Origin of the sequence: Pseudomonas sp. NA-150 (genome assembly GCF_044336365.1) — a bacterium.
Taxonomy (GTDB): Bacteria; Pseudomonadota; Gammaproteobacteria; order Pseudomonadales; family Pseudomonadaceae; genus Aquipseudomonas.
On record NZ_CP172305.1, the window covers coordinates 5,806,839 to 5,820,522 of the forward strand.

A 13,684-nucleotide genomic window follows, 5' to 3' on the forward strand; every position below is an offset into this window, starting at 1 on the left:
TTCCTGATGGTGGTGGCTCAGCGGTGTGCTGGTATCCAGGCTTTACCGGCTAGCGCACGAAATAACGATGGCTCGCGCCATCACGCAGCAACATCTGTTGCTCATACATGTCCGTCAGCAGGCCTTTGAGCTGTTCGATACGAACTGAGGTCCTGTTCTGCCAACCGTAAAAGGGCGCCAAGATCGGAAACAGATGCACTGCCAGATCTGCTTTTTTCATGCTGTCTGTCAGCGTCTTGTTGATCGCCCGCAGCGTCAGCCAGTAGAGCGGGTTCATCTCGAATATTCGGCTGTCTAGACCGCTCAACAGGCTACGGGCCGTAATCCGCAGCTGTGTTGCAGCGCGTGCGCATTGGCAGACCAATTCAATTGCTAGCTCATCAATGAAGTGGCTACCCGAGGATTGCTCGGCGACAAAAGCGCGAATGCGCGCCTTGTGCTCCATCACCGAATGATCGGGGCGCTTTCCCGTCAGCAGCTCCAGAAAGGTGATACCCAGTGAATAAAGATCATGCCCAACTCGGGCTTCCAGCTTCTTCGGATAGTCGTACGCCGGAGTGCCACTGAAGTTAAGTTCGCCGCGTGGGGTGCTGATGCCCAAGTCGATTATCCGTAGCATCTCTTCATGTGTCGGCATGCGAAACACCGTGTTGGCGCGCTTCTTCGGCTGGCAGAGGAAGAAAAGATTGGCCGGTTTGACATCAGCATGCACATAGCGCCCCTGCCGGCTATAGGGGCGCCCGTGAATATCTGCCAGCCCGAGCAGGATTTCATAGACAATCTCGAAGCAGTCAAAGTAATGCTGGAGGTCGTTGGCCTTGTACTTGTGTTGTTTGATGAAGGCAGACAGCGTCACCCAAGGTTTAACGAGCAACTCCATGACATAACCATTCCAACCATCCTCTCCCCGGTAATAGTCGAAGATACGTACGGTCTGCCCCTCAATATCGCGGCACATCACGATCTCATCACTTAGATCGGCGTGGCTAATCTTGACTGCCACCTCACGGTCTAGCCAGCTATCCAGCGCTTTCCATACCGCGCCAAAACCGCTGCGCTCACCAATGGGAGCCTTCCCCCGGAGGACAAATCGCTGAGCCAGCTCTGGCAACAAACGTTCGATATCCGCCTTGCTGAGTCTCTCTGCAGGGTTAGCCATGATTCGCCTCCTTGGCAAAATGCGCCCAGGCTACGCGATAGTCAGCTTCGCGGTCAGCCAGGGTGAAAGGGGCGGTGTATTGGATTGTGCGTTGTATCGGGCCGCCGGGTTGAGTGTCGTCGAGGATGGGGCGCTCGATGAGGGTGCCGTCGGGGACTTGGGGGTGGCCGTCCTTAGGCTGCACGTCTTCCCAACCGAGACGACCTGTTTTGGTACCGCCATCGGGCAGGCGAACTGTGCAGTCGGCATCGCGCTTACCGGCCTTGCGCGGTAGGCCGACGCCAACCAAGCCCTTACTGGCGGTGAAGACGATGCGGCCGCTGGCATCGTACCAAGTGTCGCGCTCGTATTGGCGCATGACGGGGAACTGCACGCGGTAGATGGTCAGCAGTTCGTCCAGGGTCAGGCCGAGGGCCCGCGCGGCGAGGACGTCAATTTCCACCAGCGCCTGACGACGGGTAAAGTCGCCGCGCGCGGTGCAGTTGCGCTGCCATTCGGGAGTGAGTTCGGCGAAAAAGCGCGGCGGCAGGCGTGGGTCATTGCTGGCCCAGGAGCCCTGCTGGAATGCGGTTTGCCAGCAGTCGCGCCAGAGATCGGCGTAGTGAGTGGTGAGGCAGTTTAGAGCCAACACCCGAATCGTCATTGCGCAATCTCTCGGCATTAAAGGCATCAGGCTTGCGGTGCCGTCACGAAAGTCTTTCTTACCCGAGACTCTTACAAAAAAATCGAATGGTAGCGATGCCCAGTAACCTGCAGCAGAGACGGTATGCTTTGAATCGCGAAAGGTAATAGAAAACACTCCGTCGATATGTGCCACCTTAGGAGGCATAAGAATCGGCCTGACTGATCGCTCGTCAGCGGGATGCGCACCTCGACGCGATGCAACTCTCCAGTATGCCGTTACTGGCCTCGCATCCTGCTCACCATCTTCCACCCAGCTAACTCGCGGCACGCGGCGAGCGTAATCTGCGGGGGCGCAGGCGGGTAAATAGTTGCTGCGAGGGAGATAATCGTCTGGCAGGTTTTCAAGGTCGAGCACATCGTAATGGCTATTCTGGGTGCATACTGCACGTGGGGTTTTGTTAAGCGGATTGCCTACGAAGAAATGTGGGCCTGACAGTACGAAGTCGACGTGGGATTCGACAAAACCCGTGCTGCGGCGAATGGTACCATCTCTTTGTCGGCCACTTTCATGCCACATCTCTGTGGGAAGGTAGTCTTTCTGCAGGTTTCCAAGGCGTTGTGGTGTCTGCGCAAATTTCTCAAGCACTGCTACGAGCTCGCGGCTATGCACCGCTGGTAGGCGCGCTTGCAATGCTGGAGTACCGGGTGCGTCGTAAAGTTGCGCAAAGGTTGCCAGCAGAGCTTCATCTACTTCGATCACGCGACTGGCATGGCCTTCAGTGCTCCAGCCACCTTCGTCGCGCTTGATTCCAGGAATTGCACCGCCTCCTGCATGGACAAGGCTGGCACCAATCGTTGCAGGCCAGAAAAGGTTAGCCATCGATTTGAAATGCACTGCCTGCTGGGGGGCTGCATAGATATGCAGGCCAAAACGCATTCGTCCGTGATCGTTAGTACCCTCAAATAACGCAAATTCATTTTGAAATTGATAATGCTGCCGTAGCCTTGGGTAAATAGCCTCCCGCAGCGCACCTGCTTTCGGGTCGTCGTACACACCCTCGGGATGCACTAGCGCTTGTACACCGCAGCCAATCTGCCATACCAGCGGCAGAAAGCACTTGAACAGGTTGCTCTGCTGGCCCTTGAGCAGAGGGTAGTTCTGCGTGGCATTCAGAAATGCCCCCATACCCTCAGTCGCCGCGCACTCGCCCAGATAATCCGCCCGCGCCTGCTGCAGCGCTGTAAACACCACCTCACGCTGCTTGGCTGCATCTGAAGCACTGAGCTTGCGGATTGCAAAGCGAGGATCGAAGTCCGATAGCAGCGACTGTTCGTTCCACTCGATCTTGATCCACGGTGGATTACCAAGGATCACATCAAAGCCACCACGGGCCTTGAACACATCGGCGAACTCCAGCGCCCAGTGCATAAAGTGCTGCTGGCCGGCCACCTGCTGCGCCACCTGTAATTGCGGCAAAGCATTGATCAGCGCGGCGATATCGACATGGCCGTAACGGTCGCGCTCGGGAGCAAAGTCCAGCCCATGCTGCGCCTGGGTTTCAGGGAATAGATCATCGGCCGACGCGCCGCTCAAACTGGCGTTGCCTAGCAGCACCGTTTCCAGCACAAACCACCAGTGTTCACGGTTGGGCAACTCGCTGCCTTTATCCAGCGGCCAGAACCACAGGGCACACCAGGCATCCATCACCAGTTTGAGACGGCGGTAGGGGCTGGCGTTTTTCTGTGCTTCGCTAAGCATTTCACGTTGATAGGCGGCGTCTTTTTGCGCGGTGCTAGTCGGAGCGCGGTTGGCGGCCAAGTCGGGCCATACATGCAGTTCATCGCAGGTAGCGGCGCGCACACGGGCCAGCTCCTGAGCGTGTTGCTGCCAGAGCTGCTCGGTGGCGGCACTCAGCGCCTGCACCCGTCTGATTTCATCGCGACTCAGCGGCGCAGTAAAACCTTTGCGCCATTGTTTGAACTGCTCGAAGGCGGCTGGCTCAAGCGCCTTGACCACCTTATCGCTGACCATGCCCATGCCTTCAGCAGGCAGCAAAAAGTGGAACACATCGGTAGCGGCTGGAACTTGTGTGAGTGGCAAAGCACGTGGTGAGGCAGCGCGCCAGTCGCGTTCGGGCTGACCGTTTTCACCTTTGCCTGGGCTGAGCTGGGCCGTGCTAAACAACTCGCGCCGCGCCCCCACCAGGGAGTTACCGTTGTACAGTTGCAAGCCAAACCATGGCACATGACTGCCTTTGAAAATGGCGTTAAGCCACAAGGAGACTTCGGCCAGCTCCACCGCGATGGGGTTAAGGTCCACACCGAAGACATTGCTGTCGGCGATGTACATCTTCACCCGCTGCTTTTCTTCGGTGTACTGCTCGTGCGGGATGGTGCGGCCCAGCTCTTTCTGTTTGGCTTGCAGATAGGCTTCGGCCAATTGGCTGACTGCCTCGTTCAAGAACGCCGCGCTGCCCATAGCCGGCTCGCATACGGTGAGTTTCAGAATTTCATCTGCTGCTTTACCGGGCAAGATTTCCTTTAGCGCATGTTCCACCAGGCATTTGGTCAACACTTCCGGGGTGTAATAGCTGGCTGACTTCTCGCGGGCACGACCGGCCAGACGATAGATAAAACTGCCTTTGGGGTGGATCTTGGTATTGCCGCCAAACAGGCGTTCAGCGTCGGTGTACTGGCTGATGCTGTTGGCAGGTACAAAGTAGGCCGCATCCAGCGGGTTGACCTCGGCTTCTTTTTTCTTCTCGGCAGCGCTAGGGGTATCGAGGCCATCCTCGCTGCCCGTATCGCTCTCGCTCGAATCGTCCTCTTCGCTCTCGTCTCCCGTAGTTGCCTTCTTACCCTTGGGGTCAGGGCGTACTTCGTAGAGATCTTCTTCGGCGAAAAAGCCACGGAAGGACAGCAACGATTCGTACACTGCACCTAGCTGGTTAATTCCGAGGGTGCCATAACTGATACGTCCACGACGACTCTTGCCACCACCACGGGACAGTGACATTAGCTCAATGACTTGCTGCAGCACCGAGTTACGCAGTTTGACGCTACCCAGCAGCGGCGTGCGAGTCGGGTCAAACAGGTGGCCCTGCAGCGGCGCAATGGTGAAGCCGTTATCGAGCAAGCCATCATTGCTGCCACTCAGGTCGAGCTGACTCGCTGTGGCATCCCGGCGCGGATAGCCTTGCCAGATCAGGCCAAAGAGCTGCTTGAGGCTGTCGTGAAAATAGAAACCTTCCTGGGCTTCGCTGGTGGTCAGCGGGGTTTGTTCCAGCTCGCGCAGGTGCTCGATGCTGTAGCCCTTGAGGTAGGCCTCGGCATCGATGGGCGCATAGCCCAGCTCGGGCCGTGCTTCGATATAGAACATAAACAGCAGGCGGTACATGTAGCGCAGGCTTTCACGGCTGAGCTGGTCGGCCAAGTCAGTATCGTTACGCTCGAACACCTTCTCTTTGGCCACAGTGCGTTTGTACCAGATGGCCTCGTTGGCAATCAGCTCAATGCATTCACGCAGGGCGTATTTGAGATCAGTGGATACCTCAAAGGCATGCTTGTGCGAGCTGTCGTCCAGGCTGTCGAGCAGCGCCACTCCGCCTTCCACCGGCAGCACCGACTGGCTGCCCAGCAGAGCGGCCATAGCGCGGAACTGCTTGTCATCACGCGGGCCGAACAGGTCCGGCAGGTTGAAGCGCAGCAGTGCCTTGCGCCCCCATTTGCTGCGCTCGATTAGCAGCCACTCTTCATGGTGCAGCAGCAACACCCAGCGTGGCGGGTGGTCATCAGCAAACAGGCGCTTGCTGAGGGTTTCTTCCCAGTCGCTGTGGGCATATTTACCTTTGCCTTGCTCACTGGCCGCTGGCGCAAGCAATTGCAACGGGCTGCTGTCGTCGTCTTCCGCATTGGCAATAGCTGCCGCAATGACCAAAAGCGGCTGATGTTTGGCATCGCGATACACCGCGAACACCGGCAATTCGCCTTCGGCCAACGTCAGGCTCTGCGGCGCTAGCTCGTAACCCAGAGCGGCGAGAAGTGGCTGCACTAGGTCAATAAACAGGCTGGCGCGCTCGCTGGTTTTGCGCTCACTCAGAAAGCGCTCGCGGGCACGGAAGTAACCATTAGCCCCCGCAGCAGTGCGCAGACGAGCGACGGGGCTTTGCGCGCCCTGCTCTTTCCACTGGTCAAACAGCGTCTTGAGGTCTTTTTCGAGGATCTCATCCAGGTAGTGCTGGCTGTAAAACTCGTTGGCATTGGTGAGGCCGGTGATGGCAAAACTCATGCTGTATTCTTCCTTAAGCCATCAGTGCGGCGACAACTGTGAACTGAGCGCGGTCATCCAGTTGCAGGGTGTCGCGTATCCATTGTTGGTAGTTGCTGAACAGGTCTGCGGTGGCGCTTTCTTTCTGTTTACGTTTGGCTGCGATGACCTGTTCGATACCTTTGGCGAAATCGATTTCCAGCTGTTCGTTGTGTTTGTGCTGCAAGGTTTGCAGCTTAGCCAACTCGCGCTCAAGACGCTGGCGACAGCTGGCATCGAAGGCCTGCTTGATCGGTTTGATGTGTTTCTCAGCAGCCTGAATAACCGCAGGTAGCGCACTTTGCAGGGCACGGCTGTCGGGCGCCTGGCCATTGTTGGCCTGGGCTTTTGCGGTGCTGGTGAGCCCTGTGCGCTGCAGTGTTTCCGCCAGGCTCAGTACGCCTTCTACCTGCCCAGCAGCATTGAGCTGCACACCGAGCCACTCGGCCAGTACGGCTTGGCCGCGACGGTTAGGCACCTGGGCGAGCACCAGCACGATGGCTTCGCCTACGGTCAACCCCTGTGCGACGCGCAGCAGCGGCGCGCGCTGGCGACGGAACAGAGCCATAAGTTTGTAGTCGAGCCACTGGGCAATGGGGTTGAGCGCCCAGAGGTAGTGCAGCTGCGGCCAGGCATTGGTGTCGCGTGCCTGCTTGATGGCCTCTTCAACCACAGCCTTATCGGCGCTCAAGGCAAAGGTGTTATCGGTCGGCCACATTTCGCTGGCCAGATCACGCTTGAGCACCTGGGCAAGGTCGCGACTGGGCTGGAAGCTTAGCGTGCGGCTGGCATCATCCGTTTTGATTGCAGCATGTTCGCGTGGCGACTGTTGTGCCAGCCAACGCAAGGCATCGCGAAGGTAAATGTAGCTGTCGTTAAACAGACTGGTGAGTTCAGCAGTCGGCGCCATGAGTGCTGCTGTGCTGGCGGGTGCAACGCTATCATTGCTGGGCACGTTCGCGCCCCACAGGGCTTCGAAAGGGTCGATATCATCCCCAGCCAGTAGCGCGGCGAATTCATCGACAGTGCGGTTGCCTTCAATGGCCTTGGCCACTTCGACGATTTCCAGCTCCTCGTCATATAGCCCCATAAAGGCTGATGGGTCGCCGATATTCTTTGCCGCCTGCTCGTCCTTGTCGATCAGGATTTCCAGGTAGCGCAAGTCACCGCGAACTCTCTCGTGGCGAGGTTCGGTCAGCAGGTAGCCGATTTTCGGGGCATGCAGTTGACCATAGCGATCCACACGACCATTGCGCTGCTGGAACACCATCAGCGACCAGGAAATATCGAAGTGGATCAGCCGATGAGCTTGGTAGTGCAAGTTAAGACCTTCGGAGGCTACATCCGAAGCAATCAGCAGGCGCAGGGGCGAATGGGTTTTGCCGAAATCTTCGACTGTTTGCTGGATGTCCAGGTCAGGCAATTGGCCGTGCAGAATGGCTACGGCGTTATCTTTTAAACCAAGGGCCTTGGGTAGCTCTAGCTGGAGGAATTTCAGTGTTTCCACCCGCTCGGTGAAAATCACCAGGCGGTCACTTGGATTTTTGCCATCCCAACGCCAGTGCTGACCTTGTTTGAGCTGGCTGATGAGGTGCTGGAATTTGCTGAATTTGTCGACACTGATGGCCTGTACCAAAACTTGAAGATTACGCAGCCCCTCAAGATCAGGATGACGTGCGTCTTTTACCTCGAGCTTTCGGATGCGCTCTTTCAGCGTTTGTAGGCAGGCTGCCGGGGAAGAGAAAAGCGCCTTTTCCAGCACGGTGCGGAACAACATGGCACCGTCGCGCGCACCGGTCCCGTCGCTATTAAGTTTGAGCTCGGCTAGGGCATCGAAGGCGAGGTTTTCCGCCGGGGTTGCGGCGCAGGCCAAACGAAACACTTCTCGCTCTGGGAACTCCTGCTTCATCTGCTCGCGCACGTCTTTCTTGAAACGGCGAACAAAAAGGTGATCGACATCCTCGCGGGTGTAATCGGCCCCTACTGGAAGCACAGTGGGGTCGAGCATGCGCACGAGGCTGGCGAAGCTGTCCTTTTTGCCGTTGTGTGGTGTGGCGGTGAGCAAGATCAGTGCATCGGAGCGTTGCGAGAGTAACTCGGCCAAGCGATTACTCTGGGTGCGATTGCCCTTGTAGGAAACGTTGTGGGCTTCGTCGATGATGATCAGATCCCACCAGGCGCTTTCCAGGTAGTGCCGGTACTCGCTGTCGCGCTTCAAGGTATCGACCGAGATGATGGTGCGGTCGTAGTAGTTAAAGGGATTGTGATTGGCTGGAATATCACGACGAATGTGCTGAATACCTGCTGAGTCCAGGCGGGTGAGCGGGATAGTAAATCGGTTCCAGAACTCCTGCTGAAACTGGCGCATCATACTTTTGGTAGTGACCACCAAAATGCGGCGAGCTTTACCTCTGCGCATCAACTCGGCGGTAAGGATGCCGGCCTCAAGGGTTTTACCCAAGCCTACTGTGTCCGCAATGAGCAAGCGCGGGCGTAGTTGCTGCAAGACCTGATGAGCAGGCTGCAACTGAAACGGCAGCGCATCCATTACTCCATGCTGTCCAATGACTACAGATTCGTTTTGCAGAGCCGATTGACGCAGACGCGCCTCGATAAACAGGCGCGAAGCGATAAATGTGGGCGAGTCGTCGTACACCAGCTCAGTTTTTGCTGGATCAATCAGGGTAACGTCTTCGAGCTGAGTGAGGAAAAGAGCATGACGATTGCGTACGGTTTCCGAAACGCCAATACACGAAAGCTGCCACCCGCCAAGATTACATTGATCTGCATTCTGGATAATCCACTCTTCATCGCGGATTAGTGCACGGGCACCGGGGGCCGGGGCTTGGGTCAGTTGCATGGTGCAATCCTTGTCAGGGCTTTAGGTGCGCAGCGAGCGCTGGAAAACGGAAGGCAATCACCACATGGGCCTACCCGGATCGGCACTGCCATCGATATTGAATTAATCGTCTGTCGCGTGGGTAGTTATGTCACCCAAAGGGGCATAACGAGGTATAGGACACAACGCATATTGCCCCCGAGCAATCGGCTTTAAGATTTTCACCACAGCGATGCGGCGGGTGGCACTTTACCAGCTTTTTAACCCCGAACTGGGCGAATGAGTTATGACAGACGTACTCATCCCAACACGCAGAGCCATGCAATACAGTACATACGGCTGGACTCGAAGCTACCGTTATGCCAACAGATGCAGACCATTCCCCATAGCAGATCTGACATTTTTATGCGCGATTTTCGGTGGAGTGACTACCTGCCAAATGCCGGAGTAGCCGTCCTACATACCTTGCGTGGTCAAACGGGTGCCATCTATGCGGCGCCGACTGGTAACGCCTAAAAGATATCGATTTTCCGCCTTATTTTACATTCTGAGATCGATTTAAGAGAATCTCAGACCTACTTAATCGCAATGACGTACCACCGGAGAGGTTCGCCCCATGTCATTGCAGTGCCCTCGCAGCCACAAGCGTAGCCGCGCTCACCTGCGACAACCTGCCACAGATAGCGCGCCTGGCTCTCAGGCGCACCTCAATTCAACGATTAGGCTGTCTGGTGCGGCGGCCTGTCGCACTTGGGGTGTCAAAACACTCTTATTAAACTCAATACGCCTTCATGATGTGCTTTCTCCCAAGCGGTGAATGCACTGGCAATGCTCATCCGCAACGGACTGACTCCGCCCTTGCAAAGGCATCGCGTGATTATAAAAATGCCCAACGAGGTCCACCGTGAAAAAAGTGTTGGCAGCTGTTTGTTTACTCGTACTCTCAAATGCTTATGCCGCCCAAGAGCCTGAAGCGGTGTTCAACCGCTCCTGCACTATGTGCCATAACGGCCAGTCACCCATGGCTCCAAAAAAAGGTGATCAAGTGGCTTGGAAACCCCGCTTGGAGCAAGGCACCGACGCATTGGTCAAGCACGTGACCGAGGGCTTCAAGGCCATGCCGCCACGGGGATTGTGCATGGACTGTAGCGAAGAAGATTACAAAGCCGTGATTGCTTGGATGTCTAAGTAAGGTTGCGGCAGGGATGGCAGCTTGCTGCCATCCACCCGCTCTTATCTACGGCCGCGGAACGACGGCATATCGATCATGATGGTGTCTTTAGAAGCGGGCCGTTAGCGTCAGGTAAGCTGAACGTGGTTGAGTGGGTAGTACCACTGGAGAGCCCATATATTGATAGGTCTCAAAGACTTTGCGACCTGTCAGGTTTACCGCCGAAACCGAGATCGTGTAGCGGTCGAAATCGTAGGAAGTCTGCGCATCCAGCAGTGCGTAGCCTGGGACGGATACCGTATTAGGTAGGGTTAACTCACGCGCGCTGAGTGCTGTAATACCAGCACCGAAGCCCAGTCCCTTGGCGGCGCCGTCAAGTATCCGATAGCGGGCTGCGAGGCGACCGCTGTGCCGCGGTACGCGAGGCAGTCCGTCACCGACCGGAATCGAGTTGTCCTCTGTGATTTCTGCCTGGGTGTAGGCGTAGTTGCCCAGCAATGAAAGAGCGGGGGTCGGTTCCCAAACCAGATCAGCTTCTACTCCGCGAGCGCGTTGTTCGCCGCTCTGCACCGAATAACCCAGAATCGCGTAGGTAGGGTCAGGATCAGGGGTAGACACATTACGACGCGTCTGCTCGAACATGGCGAGAGTGCCAGAAATGCCCAGATCGTTGAACGCCAGTTTGACGCCCGCCTCATAATTGCGAGACAGCTCAGGCTTGGGCGCCTCGTTACCAGTAAAGTTGAACGCCCCCCTGAAACCGGTGGAATACGCCGCGTAGAGCGCAAGACTTTCGGTCAGGTCATAAGTGATGCCAAAACGTGGTGTCACACGATGATATGAAGTATCTACACCTTGCTCTTGTTGGTTGATGTCGAGCTGGGTCAATCGCAACGACCCCAACAAGTGCAAACGGCCATAGGTCGCTTGATCCTGAACGTATAAAGCCTTCGTCTCGTAACGGTTAGTCTGGGACACAATTGTTTCGGGCGTCGCGCCGTAGGAAATCCCATATCCCGGATTGGCAAGGTCAAGCTCGCCGATGAGTTCAATGCCGGACATCCCCGAGCTGAAGTGAGTATTGTCGTAACTGATACCAACCAGCAACTCATGATCTCCGCCCAGCGATTCGACTCGGGAGCCTAGGTTGGTATCCAGCGTGCTTTCCCGGATGTTCGTGGGCAGGTAAAGCTTAAATATCGGGTAAACCGTGGGTGTCGTAGGATTCGGTCCCAGAAGGTCCGGAAATACAAGGCTGCCATAGTCACGAACTTTGCCCTCGTAATACTGAGCGGCAACGGTCAGTAGTGTGTCGTCGTTAAGCTCATGCGTGAACTCGGCGGTGGTTGTTCGATTCTCGATGGTGGTGTGAGGCTGTCCGTTGGTCGCTCCTGGGAAGGCGTTGCGATCAATGTGCCCGCTCAATGCTGGAGCGGCTGGCAGGCCGGAATATTCGACCTGGCTGCGATTCTCGTATTGGCCGCGCAGTAACAACTCAGTCTCTGGCGATAGCTGGAAAGCGATGCTTGGTTGTATCGACCACTGATGGCCGTTGACATGATCAATCCAACTGTCGTTTTCTTGATAGTCGGCGGTAATCCGTGCGGCGACCTTGTCGCCGATGGGTGTGTTGAGATCCAGCGAAGGATTCTCTGTGCCGAAGCTACCGGTGCGCATCGACAGCAATGCACTTGGCTCGGCCTCGGGCCGTTTGGAAACCACGTTGATCAAGCCACCCAGTGGTGCGCCGATACCGCCGCCGTATAGCGCTGAAGTTGGGCCTTTGAGTACCTCGATGCGCTCGGTGCCGATGAGACTGGTCGGGTCGATGCTCGCTGCCGTGCCGCCAAATGCAGGCAAGCCGTTTATGTAAATCTCCGCCGGAAAACCGCGCACGATTGGCTGAGCGAATAGTACCTCTTGCTGCTTGGTTGCTCTTACCCCCGAAACGTTAACCAGCGCGTCAGCAAGCGAATGACTTTCCTGCTCCTTGAGCATCGTTTGCGTCACAATTTGCACGGATTGCGGGACTTCGACCAGGGGCGTGTCGGTGCGCGTGGCCGACGCAGAAGATGGTGCGCTGTAGCCTTCACGCGACCCAGAAACGTTTATGGTTTCCAACGTCCAAATCTGTGATTGATCGGATGTTGGGGGTGCATCCACGGCACCGGCTTGTGGGTGGGCAATGACTGGTAATGCTAGCCCCAAAAACATGCAAAAGGCATGGCGCCAACGCAGACGCGACGGATCAATGTAAAACTGCGGCTCGTTCTTGTCCAAGGACATGGGATATTCCGATGAAAGTCATGTGAAGCTGAATACGCAGGTGAATTCGGCATCACCGGACTCAAAAGCCGGTCGATGCAGAGTCGGCAATGCGCGTTCAGCCAAAAGTCGATGTGACGTTCAACGGTCGAATCGGTGGTGCCCGGCTTCGTGCACCGAGAAATATCGGTGGCGCTGCTTGCTGGGGAATTAAGTGAGTAGAAAAAAGCTGTAACGGTGAAACATTAAGCCGAAAGCTAGGCAGGTTTGACTCGGCGAGAGCAGGATGCTGGAACAGCAAAGAGCAGTACCCGCATTTCTCCCACACGACTAGATCATGGCTCTTACCGGCAGATGCATGGTGTGACATCTGGCTCGTGCCAAGCATGTCGTGGCACTCCATGCCAGCCATGCTCATTGTTTGACTTTTGCCATGGGCAAGGCTGATCCCCTGACTGATCAGGGGGCCGGCAAAAATCATTAGCATGGCGAACAGGCTCAGCCATGCTCCGATAATGTGACGCTTACGCATTAGCAGGACTTCTGCTCATCACGCGCAGCCTTCGATACCTGTGTCTGCCGCTCGTATCCGGGGATAGGCAACCAGCGTCGAAACCCGGCGCCCCCTTTCCCCGTCAGAGGACACCAGGAAAAATCCCAGGGTGCAGGTGGGAAATCCTCTTTTTCAGGGTCAACGCCAGCGATAGAACGAGGCGCTACTTTCCAGTCAAACACCCTCATCGGCGAGCCTTGCCAAGCCAATACCAGTCCTCGTGCTTGGCTATCGTCAGTATTTATCCACCGGGCCGCTGCCGCAGTCATGAAGGCATCAATGTGTTCTTCGTGGATGTGCGCCTGATAGGTCGACGTGAGTAACCAACGGCAGACACTCAGGTAGTAAGTCCAATTCAGCGACGGATGATTCCGGTACGCCCAGGTCATAAAACTGCGAAATATGTTCAAGCCGTCTGGTGGATCTAGCTTGAGCAGCCCCGGACACACATCGAACAACGTATGCCAGTAAGGCAGCAATCTGGCATCCAGTTGAACAAAGCTGCGTGCGTTGCAGGGATAGTCTGGAAACGGCAATAGGAAGTCGCCACGACTGTTTATGCGCGACGTTTTGCTAACCAGCCGCGAAACGCCTGAAGGAATGACTACAGAGCGCATACCAGCCTCCATGCCATCGCCGCTTTCGATATATTGAATGCAGTAAAACTGAAAGTCAGACCTTCGGAAGCACTGGATCTGCAACCGGAATGATTAATAACGCGAGACATACTGCCTTCTCTACAAGACGATTGGACGGCGCTCACCGGC

7 protein-coding genes are annotated in these 13,684 nt (G+C 56.2%); 1 reads left to right on the top strand and 6 read right to left on the bottom strand.

Annotated features, from left to right (window positions below; all coding sequences use genetic code 11):
• Positions 1 to 49: 49 nt before the first annotated feature.
• From ACF0H7_RS27265 to ACF0H7_RS27275, 3 genes are read right to left on the bottom strand one after another with little or no spacing between them, the layout of a single operon-like run.
• Positions 50 to 1,159, bottom strand: a complete 1,110-nt coding sequence (locus tag ACF0H7_RS27265; protein WP_397449926.1) for a hypothetical protein — start codon at positions 1,157 to 1,159, stop codon at positions 50 to 52.
• Positions 1,152 to 6,071 (bottom strand): Eco57I restriction-modification methylase domain-containing protein, encoded by a 4,920-nt coding sequence (locus tag ACF0H7_RS27270; protein WP_397449927.1) that lies wholly within the window; start codon positions 6,069 to 6,071, stop codon positions 1,152 to 1,154. Before ACF0H7_RS27270 ends, ACF0H7_RS27265 begins: the two co-directional genes overlap by 8 nt.
• 13 nt (positions 6,072 to 6,084) lie before the next feature.
• Positions 6,085 to 8,949: a DEAD/DEAH box helicase gene (locus tag ACF0H7_RS27275; RefSeq protein ID WP_397449928.1), complete on the bottom strand. Its 2,865-nt coding sequence runs from the start codon at positions 8,947 to 8,949 to the stop codon at positions 6,085 to 6,087.
• An 883-nt stretch (positions 8,950 to 9,832) separates the two neighbouring features.
• Here ACF0H7_RS27275 and ACF0H7_RS27280 point away from each other — a divergent pair.
• Positions 9,833 to 10,120 carry a cytochrome c5 family protein gene (locus ACF0H7_RS27280; protein ID WP_047335651.1) on the top strand — a complete coding sequence of 96 codons (288 nt, stop codon included), beginning with the start codon at positions 9,833 to 9,835 and terminating at the stop codon, positions 10,118 to 10,120.
• An 87-nt stretch (positions 10,121 to 10,207) separates the two neighbouring features.
• Here the strand turns inward: ACF0H7_RS27280 and ACF0H7_RS27285 are convergent, their stop codons facing one another.
• The 3 genes from ACF0H7_RS27285 to ACF0H7_RS27295 form a co-directional block, all read right to left on the bottom strand.
• A complete protein-coding gene (locus tag ACF0H7_RS27285) occupies positions 10,208 to 12,385 on the bottom strand; it encodes a TonB-dependent siderophore receptor (RefSeq protein ID WP_397449929.1) in 2,178 nt (725 codons plus the stop codon).
• 97 nt (positions 12,386 to 12,482) lie between these two features.
• Entirely contained in the window at positions 12,483 to 12,896 is a 414-nt protein-coding gene (locus tag ACF0H7_RS27290) for a DUF2946 domain-containing protein (RefSeq protein WP_397449930.1), read from the bottom strand.
• The gene (locus tag ACF0H7_RS27295) at positions 12,896 to 13,534 is read right to left on the bottom strand and encodes a putative natural product biosynthesis protein (RefSeq protein WP_397449931.1); all 639 of its coding nucleotides are present in this window, start codon (positions 13,532 to 13,534) and stop codon (positions 12,896 to 12,898) included. The genes ACF0H7_RS27290 and ACF0H7_RS27295 overlap by 1 nt, the downstream gene beginning before the upstream one ends.
• Positions 13,535 to 13,684: the final 150 nt, after the last annotated feature.

Bases quoted from the DNA above. Each gene is read 5' to 3' on its own strand.
- ACF0H7_RS27285 (WP_397449929.1), bottom strand. From the start codon at position 12,385: ATGTCCTTGGACAAGAACGAGCCGCAGTTTTACATTGATCCGTCGCGT.
- ACF0H7_RS27290 (WP_397449930.1), bottom strand. From the start codon at position 12,896: ATGCGTAAGCGTCACATTATCGGAGCATGGCTGAGCCTGTTCGCCATG.
- ACF0H7_RS27295 (WP_397449931.1), bottom strand. From the start codon at position 13,534: ATGCGCTCTGTAGTCATTCCTTCAGGCGTTTCGCGGCTGGTTAGCAAA.
- ACF0H7_RS27265 (WP_397449926.1), bottom strand. From the start codon at position 1,159: ATGGCTAACCCTGCAGAGAGACTCAGCAAGGCGGATATCGAACGTTTG.
- ACF0H7_RS27270 (WP_397449927.1), bottom strand. From the start codon at position 6,071: ATGAGTTTTGCCATCACCGGCCTCACCAATGCCAACGAGTTTTACAGC.
- ACF0H7_RS27275 (WP_397449928.1), bottom strand. From the start codon at position 8,949: ATGCAACTGACCCAAGCCCCGGCCCCCGGTGCCCGTGCACTAATCCGC.